The sequence below is a fragment of the Sorangium sp. So ce302 genome, from assembly GCF_051530145.1.
GTDB lineage: Bacteria > Myxococcota_A > Polyangia > Polyangiales > Polyangiaceae > Sorangium > Sorangium cellulosum_B.
Map to the genome: position 1 here is coordinate 9,447,437 of NZ_CP150326.1, position 15,588 is coordinate 9,463,024.

Here is a 15,588-nt window from a genome sequence, read left to right on the forward strand (position 1 = left end):
TCTCCTGGCGTCCTCGGCGCTTTTGTGGCCGATACCCGAGGACGCCGGGGAGAGCGATCTCCTGGCGTCCTCGGCGTCCTGGCGCCGTCACTTCACGTAGAGCTGCGCGGCGGCGACGCCCGATCCGGAGGTGGCCTTCACGATGTACTTGGCGTTGATGCCGACGGGGAGCGACCAGCGATAGCAGTTGCCCCGACCGCCGAGCGCGGCGTTCGCGCCGCTCGAGTTGTCCTGCGCCAGCACCGATGAGCCCATCGGGATCGGGGTCAGCGCGACGAGGCTGATGTCGAGCTCGGTGATCCCCGCGCCGACGCCGACGATCGTGTAGCACTTGCCGGGCATCAGCTGGATCTGCTGCTCGAGGGTCTGTCCGGCGCTGAACTGCCCCGCGATCGGCCCTCCCTCCTTCGTCATGCCGGGCGCCTCGGTCGCAGCGAGGTTGTTCAGCGGGATCGTCGCGGCGGAGGCGAGGTTCGGATCGATCGCCGACGCGCTGCCGGAGCTGCTCCCGCCGCTCGGGGCCGGCTGCTGCCCGCCGGTGGTCTGCTGGCCAGGGAGCGGGAACGGCCAGGGAAAGCCGCCAGGCTGCGCCGTCGGGGCAGGCTGCGTCGTCGTCGGGGCAGGCTGCGTGGGGGCGGGCTGCGTCGGGGCAGGCTGGGTCGGAGCAGGCTGGTACCCCGGCTGCTGGTACCCGGGCTGCTGGTAGCCGGGCTGCTGATACCCCGGCTGCTGGTAGCCGGGCTGCTGATACCCCGGCTGCTGATACCCGGGCTGCTGGTAGTAGCCGGGCGGGGGCTGGTTCGCGTAGCTCGGCGGCGTGGACGCCTCCCGCTGTTGACAACCAGCAGCGAGGGCGGCGGTGAGGACCAGGGCGGACAGGACGCCAATCGTACGGAGCAAAAGAACCTCCTCGAATTTCCGGCAGAACGCCGCGTTCAATCTCACTGACGGGCTCGCGACGCAACGGGTCGCTCGCGGGAGCTCCCCGGCGCGCCCCCCCGGAGCCCGCTCAACCGGGCTCCAGGTCCGTCCGCCGGATGTCGCTTTGGACGTGGCACGCCCTCGCTTTCATCGCGCCCATCCGACGGATTGATGCTGCTTCTGCCATGATTTCCCGGGTTATTGCGGCCAGGCGCGGCTGGCTCGGGTCAAAAAGTGAGGTAGCCTACGGCATGACCGACCACGGCTCCCGAGCGAAGCTCGATCGTCCCGGAGAGTTTGCTCAGTGGTTCCTGGAACGAGAAATGCTGGCGAGCGCCGGCATGGGGCTCGCGGCCGACAGGGCGCGGCTGCACCTCGGACGCGCGGTCACGTTCCTGGAGCAGGGGATGCTGCGCGAGTCGCTTGTGGAGGCGAACTCCGCCGCGTACCTCGATCAGGCGATCCGACCCGAGGCGCTGCTCATTGCGCGCATGTGCATCCTGCGCGAGTTCGTGGGCGAGCCCGGCGGCTGAGCGGCGCGACGGCGCGAACACTCGGACGCTCGCGCCGGCTTGCCAGCGGGCTTGCGCCGCCGGCGCAGCCGCGCAAGACGCCTCGCGCATAGCCCCCGCCCCCTGGCGGGTGTATGAGCGCCGCGAGCACAGCTGTCCCAACGAGGGGCCGCGGCATGCGGCAGGGCTGTGCGCGAGGAGGCCGCAGATGACGGTGACGGGTAGGTCGTTGGGTTCAGCAGTGCTCCTGGCGCTGTCGGTGGCAGCGCTGGGCTGCGGCGGCAGCAGCAAGGAGTCGGAGTTCGCGGACGACGCCCCGGACGCGGGGACGCCGCCGCCCCCGCAGCCGACAGCGTCCGTGCCGCCCCCGGACGCCGGCCTGCCCCCGGTCGCGGTGCCCACGGTGGCGCCCTGCGATGGAGTCCAGTCGCTCGCGATGACCACCATGTTCCAGGGTCGCGCCGCCGGCGAGGCGCCGAAGATGCAGCCGGAAGGGGCGCCCGTCTGCAGCGTGGTGCCCGAGGGACAGACGGCCTCTGGGCAGACCTTCATGCTCCAGCCGGGCAATTGCTACACGTTCCTGGCGCAGGCGCTCCCCACCGTCACCGAGGTGGACATCCAGCTGGAGATCGACCTGAACGCCGGAGGACAGCCAGGGCTCGCTGCGTTCAACCTGAAACCGGTGCTCGCTGTCGACTCCGACACCGGCCCGACTGCCGCCATCGGAGCCAAGCAGAGCTGCTACCAATGGCCGTTCCCCATCGCGGCGACGGCCAAGCTGGTTGTCAAGGCGCGCACCGGCTCGGGACCGGTGGCGGCGCAGGCCTACAGCCGCAAGAAGTGAGCTGACCTCGCCGCGGGGGCGGCGGCGGCGTCGAGCCGCCCGGCCCCCCCGGCAGCGCGCATTGCCGGCGCGCCGCGCGCGCCCCCCCGGTGCGCGCGCTGGACGCCCACCGCCGCCCCGGCGATGGCGCGCCGGGGCCATGGAGCAAGAACGGCCACGTCGCCGTGGCCGCCCTGCGCTCCGCTGGGAGATCCCGTAAGACTACAGGAGCGCGTCCTTGATGGCCTTGATCGGCCGAGCGCGGACCGACTTGCTCGCCGGCTTCGCGGCGAAGGTCATCGGCTGCTTGGTAAACGGGTTGATCCCCTGGCGCGCCTTCGTCGCAGGGCGCTTGACCACCCGGAACTTCGCGAAGCCGGGGAGCGTGAACACGCCCGACTTCTTCAGCTCGCGATGACCGATCGTGATGAGGGACTCGAGAACGTTCTTGACCTGCTTGCGGCTCAGCTCATCACCGGCAGCTTCGGTGATGGCCTGGATCAGGCCGCTCTTGCTCAACGTCTTCTTCGCGCCGCCCCCGGCCGTCTTCTTACTTGCCATGGCACTCTCCTCGGACATGAGCTCGCGCGCGACACCTCGCCGCGCACAGCCTCAGTGAACCTTACACACGGCACAGGACAAAAAAAGACAAAAATGCGGGGAGAAATAGCGATTTCTGAGACGGGGCATCGCGCGGACCCCTGAAAGACCGCGCCGGAGCGGCGCGCCAGAGGGGGAACCAGCCGCCGGGAAGGGCGGCGGCGCGGCGCCGTCGCGGTCCGGAGAGCGTCAAAAAACGCCTGGAGTCGCGCGGTTTTACGCGCTTCACGTCCTGCGCGCGCCGCCTGGGGCGGCCGCGGAGGCGGCCGCCGCGACCTGGGCATACCCGCGGAGACGCGCCGGACAGGCCCTCAGCCGGCGCGCAGCTCGTCGAGGAGCGCCCGGGCTGCCTCGAGCGAGCCGTCCTCCGAGACGGACTTGTCGAGCATCAGGCGCGCTTTCCGGCGGTCGCCGGCCGCGAGCGCCATCGCGCCGAGGTGGTAATAGGCGAGCGCCCGCGCGGCGGGCGTCGTGCCTCCCTCGCCGGGCTCGGGGGAAATCTTCATCAGGGTGACCGCGCGGTAAGCGCGCGCGGCGATGTCCTCCTCCCCCAGCCCGAGCGCGCTCTCGCCGAGCTCCATGGCGATCTCGCCGTTCTGAGGATCGTTCTCGAGCGCCCTCGTGAGCGCCGTGAGCGACTCGTGCAGATTCCCCTCGGCGTCCTCGATCCGCGCGACGCGGTGGTAGACGGCGCCGAGGTGCCGCGAGCGGCGCCCCTTGGCAGCCACGATGAGCTCGGCGGTGACCGCGCGCGCCTCCCTCGAGTCGCCCGCGGCGATCAGCGCGTCCACGAGCAGGAGGGCGACCTCGTTGTCCTCGGGGCGCAGGGAGCGCGCCTCCCGGAGCGCCGCGGCCGCTTGCGCGGCGTCGCCGACATCGAGCAGCAGGCGGCCGGCGGCGACGAGGAGCGTGAAGCGGCCGGCCACGTCGGACGCCGCGGCGGCGTCCTCGAGCGTGATGGCGGCGAGCTCGCGGTTCGCGCCGATCTCGGCGTAGAGCGCGCGCAGGCGGTCGCGGATCTCGGCGTTGCCCGGCGCGGCGCGGAGCGCGCGCTCGAGCCCGCCGCGGGCGTCGCCCAGGTGGCCCGCGCGCGCGCAGGCGCCGGCCAGGAGGAGCGCCGTGGCGACGAGGGCGTCGCCCTCCTCGAGCGCGATGAGCCTGCGGTAGACGGCGCTCGCGGCGTCCCACCGCGCGGCGGACTCCTCGAGGCCGGCGAGCGCCTTGAGCGCGGCGCGGTCCTTGGAGTCGGCGTGGAGCAGATCGCCGAGGTGGGCGCGCGCGCGCTCGACGTCGCCCGAGCGCGCGAGGATCTCGGCGAGGCGCAGCCGGAGCGCGCGCGGCGAGGCGGCGCCCGCCGCCTCCGCCGCGGCCTCGCTTGGCGCGCCCGCGGCCTCGGCCTCGGCGGACCGCGCCGCCGCGCGCCCGAGCGCCCGCTCGAGCTCGGCGACGAGCTCGCTGGCGTACTCGGCGCCGCCGAGCGCGTAGGCGCGCTCGAGATCGGCGACGGCGCGGTCGCCCTGGCCGAGCGCGCCGTGGATCTCGGCCCGCGCGCGGTAGAGCCACGGGTCGTCCGGGCTCGCCTCGAGCGTCGCCGTGAGCGCGCGGGCCGCGCGGGCGTGATCGGAGACCGCGCCGCACGCGTCGATGAGCGCGATCAAGACGTCGCGATCCCCGGGCGCGACGCGGAGGGCGCGCTCGAGGAGCTCGGCCGCCGCCGCGGCGTCGCCCGCGCGATCGCGGAGGATCTCGGCGGCGCGGCAGAGCGACTCGACGCGCGCCTCGTCGCCGTCGGCGCCGTGCGCCGTGAGCACGTGGAGCTCGGCGAGGGCGTGCCAGGCCTCGCGGGCCGCGTAGCGCGACGCGAGCTCCTCGCGGAGCCGGTCGTTCGCGGGATAGACGGCGTACCCGGCCTTGAGGGCGGCCTCCGCCGCGGCGTCGTCGCCGCGCGCGCCGTGCAGCTCGGAGAGCTCCAGGGCGAGCTGGGCCGCCTCGGCGCCCTGCTCGGTGCGCAGGAGCTTCTCGAGCGCGTCGATGAGGTCTTCCGCGTTGTCGCGCTTCCGGCTGAGGCGCACGAGCGCGCGGAGCAGGTCGCGGTTCGCGCCGTCCCAGTCCGCGGCCCCGAGATAGACGTCGCGCGCGCCGCGATCGTCGCCGCGCTGCTCGAGGAGGGCGCCGAGGCGCATCGAGATCGACGCGATCAACGCGACGTCCGCGCGATCCTTGGCGGCGTCGAGCTGCAGCGCGAAGAGCTCGCCGAGCTCGTCGGTGCGGCCGGCCTCCTCGAGCATGGTGGCGAGGAGGATGGCGGCCTCCACCTGGGTCGGATCCTCGTCGAGGATGTCGCGGAGCAGGACCGCCGCCTCCTCCGGCGACTCCCGCGCGAGGAGGCGCGCGCGCTCGAGGCGCAGCGCGCAGCGCTCGGAGAGATCGTCGACGAGGTGCGCCGTCTCCTCGAGCAGCGCGGAGAGGCGCGCCGCGTCGCCGCTCCGCCGGTACACGCCGGCGAGGGGCGTCCAGATCTCGCGCTCGGCGGGCTCGCGGGCGCGGAGCTCCTCGTAGAGGCGCGCTGCGCGGGAGAGGTCGGCGAGCGGGCCGGCGGCGAGCTCCGCGGCGTGCAGGAGCAGCGCGCGCTCCTCCTCGGGCGCCGAGGCGCGCGCGGCGCGCTCGCAGAGCGACGCGGCGGCCGCGAGATCGCCGGCCTCCTCGCGGAGCTCCGCGAGCGCGACGAGCGCCCAGGCGGAGCCGGACGGATCGGACGAATCGGACGAACCGGACGAACCGGACGAAGATCGCGCGCCCGAGCCGACGATGCGCAGCAGGATCGACTCGGCCAGCCCGCGATCGCCGAGCGCGCGGGCGGTGCGGACGGCCTCCTCGAGGACGCCGGGGCCCTCGATCTCGGCGAGGAGCAGCAGCGCGTCCACGAGGGCGCGCGGCCGCCCGCTCTGCCGGGCGAGGCGCTCGAAGAGGCGGATCGCGCGCGGGTTCCTCGGATCGGTGCGGAGCGCGTCGCGCAGGATCGCCTCGGCCCGGTCCGGATCGGCGTGGAGGTCGAGCGCCTCTTCGAGGAGCGAGATCGCCTGATCGACGTCCGCCGCGTCCGCGGCGAGCAGCGCGGCCAGGCGGTACCGCGGCCCGGCGCGATCCGCGCCGCCCGTGGAAGCGGCCGGCGCGTCGGCGAGGCCGATGCGCTTGCCGAGCACGTCCGCCTGCGCGGCGCGATCGCCGAGGCGCGCGTAGATGGCCTCGAGCGAGCTCCACAGCTGCTCGATGTCGGCGCCCGCGTCGCGGCCCGCGGGCGGCGCGCCGGCCGCGATCTTCGCCTCCGCACGGCGGTAGACGGCAGCGGCGCGCTCCTGATCGGCCGGCGAGAGCTCGAGGGCGCGGCCGAAGCGGAGCAGGAGCGCGACCTCGTACGGCTCGGAGGCCGCCCGGGCGACGAGCCGCTCGACGAGATCGAGGTACCGCTGCGTCTGGCCCGAGCCGCGCGCGAGCTCGAGGGCGGCGTCGTGCGCGGCGCCGGCGCCCGGGGTGAGATCGAGGGCGCGCAGGCGGGCCGAGAGCGCGAGCTCCGGGCGATCGAGCGGGCCTTCGTAGAGCGACGCGAGCTCGCCGAGCGCCGCGGCGGCGTCCTCGGCGGGCCCCTCGGCAGGGCCGGCGAGCCGCGCCTCGAGGGCGCGCGCGAGCAGGTCGTGGCGCCCGCGGGCGCGCAGCGCGGCGAGGAGCTTCTCGTGCTCGGCGTCGCTCTCGCGCGCCGCCTCGAAGGCGGACTCGACGTACTCCGCCTCGCGCTCGGGCGCCCCCTGCCGGCGCGCGATCTCGCCGAGCGCGAGCAGGACCTCGGCCCGGCTGAACGACGTGGAAGGCGGGAGGCCCACGCTGGAGCGCATCGGCGGCATCGTGCTGCGCCGCGCGCCGACGAGCCCCTCGCCCTCGTCGCGGGGCCGGCGCGCGACGAGCAGCAGCGCGCGGTAGGCGCGGTGCGCGCGCTCGAGCTGGCCGTCCTCGAGGGCGAGGCCGGCGAGGCCGTGGAGCGCGTCGGGGTGCGCGGGGTCGACGCGCAGCGCGAGGTCGAACTCCGCCATCGCGCGGGCGCGATCGCCGGTGGCGAGCGCGACGCGGGCGAGCTCGTAGTGGACGAGCGCGCGCTCCTTGGGGCGGCGGGCGCCGAAGTCGGCGATGATCCCGCGCAGGGCCGCGGTCGCGTCGTCGGTCCTGCCGGCGGCGGAGAGGGCGCGGCTCCGCGCGAGGCGCAGCGAGAGGTCGTCCGGCGCGAGCGCGATGGCCTCGTCGAACAGCGGGATCGCGGCGGCGGGCGAGCCGCCGCGCGTGAGGTAGAGGTCCGCGGCCTCGCGGAGGAGCGAGAGCCGGGCCGGCGCCTCGTCGGCGCGCGCGGCGTCGCCCGCGATGAGCGCGGCCAGGGCGCTCCACGCGCCCGACGCGCGGTAGAGGTACGCGAGCCGCTCGCGCAGCGGCGCGGGCTGCGCGGCGCGGGGCAGCGCTCGCTCCAGGGCGGCGCGGGCGCGATCGGGCTCGCCGGCGGCGAGGTACGCGTCCGCGAGGCGGAGCGCCGCCTGGTGCAGCTCCTCGGGCGCCGCGCCGGCGCAGAGCCGCTCGAGCGCCTCGGCGGCGGCCGCGTGCTCGCCGCGGCGCGCGAGCAGCCGGGCGATGGCGTCGAGCGCCTCGACGGACCCGATGTCCGCGGCGCGGCGGTAGCTGACGATCGCGCGCTCGGGCTCGTTGAGCTCGTGCTCGGCGAGGGACGCCGCCTGGAGCCAGAGCTCGGCGGCCGCCGTGCCGGCGTCCGCCGACCCGCGCGCGGCCGCCTGCTCCTCGCGGAGCAGCATGAGCTCCCGGTGCAGCCCGCCCGCCTCGAGGAGCGAGGCGAGCCTGTCGATCGACGCGCCGTGCCCCGGGCTCTCCGCGAGGTTCCGGCGGAGCAGCGCGATCGCCTCGGACGCGCGCGTGGCGTCCGCGAGGAGCTCCGCGGCGTCGTAGCGGAGCGCGACGCGGCGATCGAGATCGCCAGAGACCTCGATCTGCAGCTCGCGCAGGCGCACGAGCTCCTCGCGCCGCCGGGCCGCACGGAGCAGCGCGGCGAGGCTCTCGCCGACCGGCTCGTCCGTCGGATCGTCCGCGAACAGCCCGCCGTAGAGGGCGATCGCCTCGCCGGGCTCCGCCGCCTCGGCGGCGACGCGCAGCAGCCGGCGCCGCTCGCTCGACGCGAACGGGAGCGCGGCGCCGCGCCGGCACAGCGCGACGATCTGCGGCCTGTCGCCCGCGCCCGCGAGCATGCCGACGAGCGCGTCGATCGCCCAGAGGGCGGCGCGCGAGGCCGGCCACGCGCCGGGCGCAGGGGGCTGCTCCTCCTCGTCGACGAGGCGCTGCACGGCGAGATCGAGGAGCTCCGCCGCGATCTCGCGGGCCCGCGCCGCGTCGCCCGCGTCGCGCGCCGCCTCCACGGCCTCGCGGTAGAGGGCGAGGTCGTGCCCGGTCGCCGCGGCGAGCCGGAGCAGCGTCGGGACGAGCGAGGGCCCGCGCCGCCGCCGCAGGAGCTCCGCGAGATCGAGCAGGATCGCGCGGTTCGCCGGGTCGTGGAGGAGCGCGCGCTCGAACGCGCGCTCGGCGGCGTCCTCGTCGGCGCGCGCGTCGCGGTGCCAGCGGCCCACGCGGGCCGTGAGGTCGCGGAGCGTGGCGGCAGGGACGTCGCCGCGGCGCTCGAGCTCGGGCAGCGCGTCGGCGATCGTGTGCCAGCGGCCCGCGAGGTCCGTGAGCCGCAGGAGGCCCTCGGGCGGCTCGGCGCCGGGCGACAGGAGGAACGCGCGGAAGGCGAGCTCGAAGGCGCCCTCCCGATCGTCGCCTCGCTCCTCGAGGAGCGCCGCGGAGGCCTTCAGGATGGCGACCCGCTCGGCGTCCGTCCCGGCCGCGGTGAGCCGCGGCTCGAGCAGCGCGATCTGGCCGCGCCAGTCGTCCGCGTCGGCGCAGATCTCGAGCAACGCGCCGACGGCGGCGACCAGCGCGCCGCGGTGCTCGGCCGACGCCGGGTCGATGCGGCGGAGCAGCTCCTCGAGCCCCGCGCGCGGCGCGGGCGAGCGCGCGTCCCGCTCGCCCCCTTCGGCCGCCCCCCACTCGCCCTCCCCGCCCCCGCCCTCGACGCCCGCGCGGCGCGCGTCCCGCTCGGCTTCGTGCGCGCGGCGGTAGCCCTTCACGGCGAGCTCCCACGCGAGCGTGCGATCGCGGTGCGTGTCGCCGAGGCGCTGGAAGAGCTCAACGCTGCGCGCCGCGCCCGCCCCGCCGGGGAGCGCGCCGGCCGCGGACGCCTCGACCTCGAGCAGCGCGACGAGGTCGCCCCAGCGCTCCGCGCGCGTGTAGAGCGCGGCCAGCGCGTCCCCGCTCTCCGGGTCGGGCGCGAGCTCCTCGCGGATGCGGCGCCAGGTGGCGATGGCCTCGTCGGCGTCGCCGAGCTCGCGCTCGAAGAGCCGCGCGACGCGCCCGAGATCGCGCCGGCCGCCCGCGCCGCCGCGCACGGCCGCGCGGCGCTCCAGCACGGCCGTGAGCTCGCGGTACCGCCCGCCCTCCTCGAGCAGCGCCGCGAGTCCGTCGAGCGCCGCGAGATCCTGGCGGTCGTCGACGAGGCGCGCCGAATACGCCGCGATCGCCCGCGCCTCGTCGCCGAGCCGCGAGGAGGCGAGCCGCGCGAGCTCGCCGAGGGCCTCGCGCCGCGCCGCCGGGTCCGTCTCGATCGCGGCGAGCGTGTCGAGCACGTCGCACCGCTCGACGACGCGGTCGGCCTCCGCGAAGAGCCGATCGAGCGCGCGGGCGGCGTCCCGCGCGGACTCCGCGTCGCCGCTCGCCTCGGCGAGCGAGAAGAGCCGGCGGAAGAGCGCGATCGCCCCGTCGGCGTCGCCGAGCCGGTCGCGGCGGAGGAGCGCGGCGTCGCGCACGAGCGAGAGCGCCTGCCGCGCGTCGCCGGCGCGCGGCTCGGCCGCGGCGAGGACCTCGGCGAGGCGGTCGTGCCGGCCGAGGCGCTCGGCGAGCTCCGCGAGCTCCGCGCGATCGCCGGCCTCCGACGGCCTGAGCTCGACGAGCTCGGCGAGCCGCGCGAACGCGCCCGGCTCGTCGCCGAGGGCGTCGCGGCGCAGCCGCACGATCTCGCGCAGCAGCGCCGGGCGGTCGCCGGCGTCGGCGCCCTCGAGCTGGATCTCGAGCACGCGCACGAGGTCGGTGGGCCTCGCCTCCTCGCGGTAGCGCTTCGCGAGCAGCGCGGCCGACCGCTGCCGCGCGGCGAGCGCGCCGGCCTCGCCGGCGGGCGCCTGCTCGGGCGGCAGCCCCCCGAGGATCCGCTCGAGCAGCGCGAAGGCGTCGACGGAGCGCGGCGCCGCGCGGACAGCGCGCGGCTCCGGGGGCGCGTCGAGGAGCTTCTCGACCACGGGGAGCGCCGACGCGGCGTCGCCGACGCCCTCGATCCAGAGGAGCGCGACGCGCTCGCGGAGCCGATCCGCGGCGTCGCCGGAGAGCCTCGGCAGCTCGGCCGACAGGAGATCGATGAGCGGGCGGTGCCTGCCGTGCCGCTCGTAGAGCCGCTCGAGCGCGGCGCGGGTGCGCGCGTCGTCCTGGAGCGGGAGGAGCTGCTCAAGGTAGCGCATCGTGCGCTCGCCGTCGCCGGCGAGGTCACGCGCGACGGCCGCGGCGTCCTCCAGGAGGAAGACGCGCTCGTCGGCCGCCGAGGTGCGCTCGAGCATCGCGTCGTAGAGCGCGAAGAGGTCCTCCCAGCGCTCGGCCGCGTTGTAGGCGAGCTTCAGCCGCTCGAAGCCCCAGAGCGAGCCAGGCACGAGCTCGACGAGCCGGCGGAGCAGCGCGAGGGCGGCCTCCGGCGCGTCGAACCACTCCTCGTGGTGCTCGACGGCCCGCCGGCCGATCTCCTCGACGATGTCGGGCGGGAGCGCCGCGCCCGCGTCGAGCGCCGCGGCGTGCGCGGCCGCGACGCGCTCGGGCTGCTTCGCCCGGCGGCCGAGCTCCTCGAGCCGATCCCAGAGGGCGAGCTCGCCCGGCAGCTCCGAGACCGCGCGCAGGGCGACGCCGAGGCCGCGCGGCGCGTCGTGGTCGTGGTGATCGAGCAGGCGCTCGAACCAGCCGCGGCGGACGGCGGCGCGCTGCGCGGCCGCGAGGCTGCCCGCGTCGAGCAGGGCGCCCGGCGCGGCGTCCGCCGGCGAGCTCGCGAGGAGCGCCTCCAGCAGCGCGACGCGCGCCTCGGGATCGTCGAGCGCGTCGCACGCGCGCTCGAGGAGGAGCGCCGCGCGCGCCTGCGTCTCGGGGCGCCCGAGCGCGCGCTGCACGATCTCGATCACCGCGGGCTCGATCGTCCCGGCCTCGATCGCGGGCGCGACCGCGTCGAGCGCGTCCGCCGGCCGATCCAGCCGATCGAAGAGGAGCGTCGCGAGCTCGACGTCGAGCGCGACGCGCGCGCTGCCCTGGCTCCGGTCGCGGCGCGCAGCGAGCACCTCCGCCGCGCCCTCGTGATCGCCCACCTCGGCGAGGAGGCGCCCCCGCGCCGCGAGCGCGTCGTCGTTCTCGGGATCCGCCTCGAGCAGCCGGGCGTAGAGCGCCGCGGCCGCCGCGCGGTTGCCGATCTCCTCTTCCCACGCGGCCCACGCGGAGAGCGCCCTCGGGCGCTCGCCCTCGCGCCCGCGCTCCACGAGGAGCGTGAAGAGCCAGCGCCGGTCCACGCGGCGCGCGAGCGTGTCGGGGCTCTGCGCGAGGAACGCGCGGAACGCCTCCAGGGCGGCGGCGTCGAGCGCGCCCAGCGCGGCGTCGCCGTCGTCCTGGGGCGAGAGCAGGCGCCGGTAGACGGACGCGGCGTCGTCCTGCCGCTCGGGATCGGCGGCGAGCACGCGCGCGAGCGCCGCCTCGATCGCCCGGGCGCGCGCCGCCGCCCTGCCGGCGGCCGCGCCCCCCTCCCCCTCGGCGCTCATGCGATCGCGGAGATCGAGCGCGGCGTCGACGAAGCGCGACGTCGCGCGCGCCCGGATCGCCGCGTCCTCGAGCGCCGCGAGCGCCGCGAGCGCCTCGTCGTCGGACGCCGCGGTGTCGAGCAGGACCTCGCAGACGGCCGCGAGCCGGGCCCAGGCCCCCTGCCCGCGGTAGAGCGCCGCGAGGCGGGCGGCGGCGTCGCGGTGCTTCGGCGCGACGGAGAGCACGCGCTCGTAGAGCTTCTGCGCCCGCTCCGGATCCGCGAGCGGCCCCTCGGCGAGGCCGGCGGCGCGCTGCCAGGCCGTCACCGCGGCGTCGAGGTCGCCCGGAGCGACCTGCGCCGCCGGGGCGTCCGCCGCGCGCGCGGCGTCGGGCGCGTCGGGCGCGCGGATGCCGAACGCCGCGAGCTCACCGAGGCGCTCCAGCCAGAGCGCCTCGTCCTGGGGATCGCCCGCGGCGGCGACGCGCCGCTCGAGCACCTCGCGGAGCAGCGCCGGGTCGCCCGCGGACAGCGCGAGCGCCTCCATCGCGGCGAGCGCAGCGCCGTCGAGCGCCGCGCCGCTCGAGAGGCTCGCGCGGTAGTGCGCGACCGCGCTCGGGACCTCCCCGCCCCTCGCGGCCGCGTCCGCCATGCGCAGCTCGTGGGCGACGCGCGCGTCGGGCGCCACGCCCGGGAGCCGCTCGGCCAGCGCGCCGTAGAGCGCGCCCCACGCGCCGCCCGCCGCGTACGTATCGAGCAGCGCCTCGTACGCCGCGTCGTCGCCCGCGTCGTCCTCGATGGCCGCGCGGTAGGTCGCGGCCGCCCCGGCGAGGTCGCCGACGTCGCGGCGCTGGATGGTGCCGATCGCGTGCAGGAGCTCGCGCCGCCGCGCGGGCGCGCACGGCTGCGCGAGCGCCTCGCGGTAGAGCGCGAGCCGCTCCTCGGGGCTGCCCTGCTCGCGCAGGAGCGCGTCGACGCGCGCGATGAGATCGAGCGACGAGGGCTCGAAGGCGAGCGCGCGGCGGTAGAGGGCGAGCGCCTGGGTCACGTCGCCGCTCGCGAGCAGCGCCTCGCCCGCGCGCCGCGCGAGGTGCGACAGCGCCGGGCTGTCCACCGCGCGATCCCCGAGCGCCCCCGCGAGCGCCGGCGCGCGGCGCGCGGACTCGCTGCCGTGCTCCGTCAGCCGCTCGACCTCGGCGACCCACCGCGCGAGCCGCTCCGGCGCGTACGCGGTCGCGAGCGAGAGCCCGCGCGCCGAGAGATCGAGCGCCTTCTTCGGGTCCCTGAGCTCGCGCTCGGCCACGGCGGCGGCCTCCTCGAGCGCCGCGAGCCTGCCCGACACGTCGGCCGGCGTCGGCGCGGACGCGCCGGGGGCCCACGCGACGGGCCCGAGCTCCGCCTTCGTCTCGAGCACGCGCACGAGCAGCGGCGCCGCTTTCTCTGCGCGCGCGATCGGCTCCAGCACCGCGCAGGCCGCGAGCCGCTGATCGTCGGTCAGCAGCAGGTGGGAGCTCTGCCGCGACGATTCCGCGCCGGCGGCGCTGTTGCCCGGGGGCGCGCCCAGCATCTTCTCGACCGCGAGCCGGCTCGGTCGGTCGGTCGGATCGAGCGCGAGCGCCTCGCGGTACGCGGCGATCGCGCCGGCCGGATCGTCGAGCCGCGCCATGCGGATCGCGCCGATCCGGGCGAGCACCGAGGCGCGGTCCTGCCCGGCCGCGAGCTCCGCCTCGGCCTCGAGGAGCGCCTCGAGCTCGGCCCAGCGCCGCTCCTGCTCGAGCAGCGGGACGAGCCGCGCGTGCGCCTCGCGCGACGGCCCGAACGCCGCGAGGTAGCGGCGCCAGGCGGCGACGGCGGCGGGAAGATCCGCGAGCCGGGTGCGCAGCTCGGCCGCGCGGAAGGCGAGCTCCCGCGCCGCGCGGCGGTCCGGCTCCGCCTCGGCGCGCCGCTCGAGGACCCACGCGAGGCCCTCGTGCGCCGAGGTGGCCTCGTACAGCCGCTCGAGCGCGGCGAGCGCGCCCGGCTCGCGCGAGGAGCCCGACTCCGCGAGCCTGCGGTAGGCCGCGATCGCGCCCGCGGCGTCGCCGAGCTCCTCCTCGTAGAGCCGCGCGAGCCGCTCCGCCGCGGCCTCGCGCGCCTCGGCCTCCGGCTCGGCCTCGGCGAGCCGCTCGAGCGCGCCCGCGAGCCCGCGCGCGTCGCGCTCGCGCTCGCAGAGCTTCGCGAGCCCGCGGGCCGCGCGCCGCGCGGCCGCGTCGTCGGGCTCGCCGTCGAGCGCCTGCTGGAACGACGCGCGCGCCTTCCTGCCGTCCCCGAGGCCCTCGTACAGCTCGCCGAGCTCGGCGGCGATGCGGGCCTTGAGCGGCTTGTCCTTGGCGCCGGCCGACGCGCGCACGAGCACGCGCGCCGCGTCGGCCTGGCGGTCGAGCGCCGACGCGAGCGCGACGAAGCGCTCGCGCACCGCCTCGTCGGACGGGTCGACCGCGAGGATCTGCTCCGACAGCGAGAACGCCGACGCGAGATCGCCGAGCCGCTGGAACTGCAGCTCGACGAGCCGCTTCTGCACCTCGACGCGGCGCGGCCCGCGCAGGTTCTCGATCTGGAGGGCCATCATCCGCGCCGCCTCCGGGGCGTCCCCGCGGCGCGCGTGGGCCGCCTCGAGCGCCGCGGCCGCGCGCACGAGGACGGTCTTGCGCGCGAGCAGGGCCTCACCGGCGCGGAGGGCGGCCTCGTGGCCCGGGTCCTGCGCGAGCACCTCCTCGACGTGCGGCAGCGCCCGCTCGATCTCCTTGAGCGGGCCGCTGTAGAGATCGATGAGCCGCGCGCGGATCTCGAGCGCGTCGGGCGGGGGCGCCTCCGCGGTGAGCGCCTGCTCGAGCATCCTCGCGATCTCCTGGTGCCGCCCGGCGCGCGCGTAGCGCGCCTCGAGCTCCCAGCGCGCCGAGGCGTCGGCGGGGTCGACCTTGAGGATCTGCTGGAGCAGCTTGATCGCGCGCTCCTCGTCGCTCGCGCCGTTTCCGTTGACGTCGACGAGCTCGAACGCGCGGCGGAGCAGCGACAGCTGCTCGGCGCGGTCCGGGCGGTGGCCCGCCGCGAGGGCGTAGAGGTCCGCGAGCTTCGCCGGCTCGTTCGCCTCCTGGAGGATGCGCTCGAGCCGGAAGAAGGACTCCTGGTGCGAGGGCAGCACGGAGAGCGCCCGCTCGAGGTAGGGGCGAGCGCCGCCGGGGTCGCCGAAGGAGTCGGCGAGGAACTCGGCGGCGCGCACGAGGACCTCGGCCTGGGCGGCCTGCGGGAGCATCCCGAACCGCCGCTCGCCGACGAGGCGCTCGTAGGCGAACGCGAGCTCGGAGAACCGGTCGTGGCGGGCGGAGGTCTCGTGGAGCTTCGCCCAGAGCTCGGGGTGCAGGCTCCCCTTGGCCGCCGCGGCCACGAGCACGTCGAGCGCGGCCGCTTCGTTGTCGATCCCCTGCTCGAGCGCGGCTTCGAGGTTGTCGATACGGAACGAGACGCGCGCGCTCTTCGTGTCCTGCTGCATGTGGATCCGGACCTCGGCTGGCGGTGGAGCAAGGGGCCGGCGTGCCGGCGCTTCCGTCGAACCTGCGCCCGCAGTGCGCTGCGGAGCGCTGCCCAAGGTAACAGGAGCGTTTCCCAAATGGGCTCGGGGATCGGGGCCCGGCGCTGGGGGGGGCGGGCTCGACCGCCGGGGGCGGCGTCGCGCGGCATGCGGGAACGCCGCGGCGGCGCGACGAATGGCCTGGGCAGAGGTGATGAGACGCGGTGAGGCGTGT

General features: G+C 76.9%; 5 protein-coding genes. 2 read left to right on the top strand and 3 right to left on the bottom strand.

Going from position 1 to position 15,588, the window contains the following annotated elements; genetic code table 11:
• Positions 1-87: 87 nt before the first annotated feature.
• Complete coding sequence (locus tag WME73_RS35805; protein WP_437740845.1) at positions 88-900, bottom strand: hypothetical protein; 813 nt, start codon at positions 898-900, stop codon at positions 88-90.
• Positions 901-1,037: 137 nt separating this feature from the next.
• Here WME73_RS35805 and WME73_RS35810 point away from each other — a divergent pair, with 137 nt between their 5' ends.
• Complete coding sequence (locus WME73_RS35810; RefSeq protein ID WP_437740846.1) at positions 1,038-1,454, top strand: hypothetical protein; 417 nt, start codon at positions 1,038-1,040, stop codon at positions 1,452-1,454.
• A gap of 187 nt (positions 1,455-1,641) precedes the next feature.
• Positions 1,642-2,277, top strand: a complete 636-nt coding sequence (locus WME73_RS35815) for a hypothetical protein (protein ID WP_437740847.1) — start codon at positions 1,642-1,644, stop codon at positions 2,275-2,277.
• A 201-nt stretch (positions 2,278-2,478) separates the two neighbouring features.
• Here the strand turns inward: WME73_RS35815 and WME73_RS35820 are convergent, their stop codons facing one another.
• Both WME73_RS35820 and WME73_RS35825 read right to left on the bottom strand, forming a co-directional pair.
• Positions 2,479-2,817, bottom strand: coding sequence for an HU family DNA-binding protein (locus tag WME73_RS35820; RefSeq protein ID WP_012239209.1), 339 nt, complete (start codon positions 2,815-2,817; stop codon positions 2,479-2,481).
• Positions 2,818-3,167: 350 nt separating this feature from the next.
• Positions 3,168-15,335: a tetratricopeptide repeat protein gene (locus WME73_RS35825; protein ID WP_437912452.1), complete on the bottom strand. Its 12,168-nt coding sequence runs from the start codon at positions 15,333-15,335 to the stop codon at positions 3,168-3,170.
• Positions 15,336-15,588 lie beyond the last annotated feature (253 nt).

Excerpts from the sequence above, each read along its gene's own strand:
- WME73_RS35810 (WP_437740846.1), top strand. The coding sequence starts at position 1,038 with ATGTCGCTTTGGACGTGGCACGCCCTCGCTTTCATCGCGCCCATCCGA.
- WME73_RS35815 (WP_437740847.1), top strand. The coding sequence starts at position 1,642 with ATGACGGTGACGGGTAGGTCGTTGGGTTCAGCAGTGCTCCTGGCGCTG.
- WME73_RS35820 (WP_012239209.1), bottom strand. The coding sequence starts at position 2,817 with ATGGCAAGTAAGAAGACGGCCGGGGGCGGCGCGAAGAAGACGTTGAGC.
- WME73_RS35825 (WP_437912452.1), bottom strand. The coding sequence starts at position 15,335 with ATGCAGCAGGACACGAAGAGCGCGCGCGTCTCGTTCCGTATCGACAAC.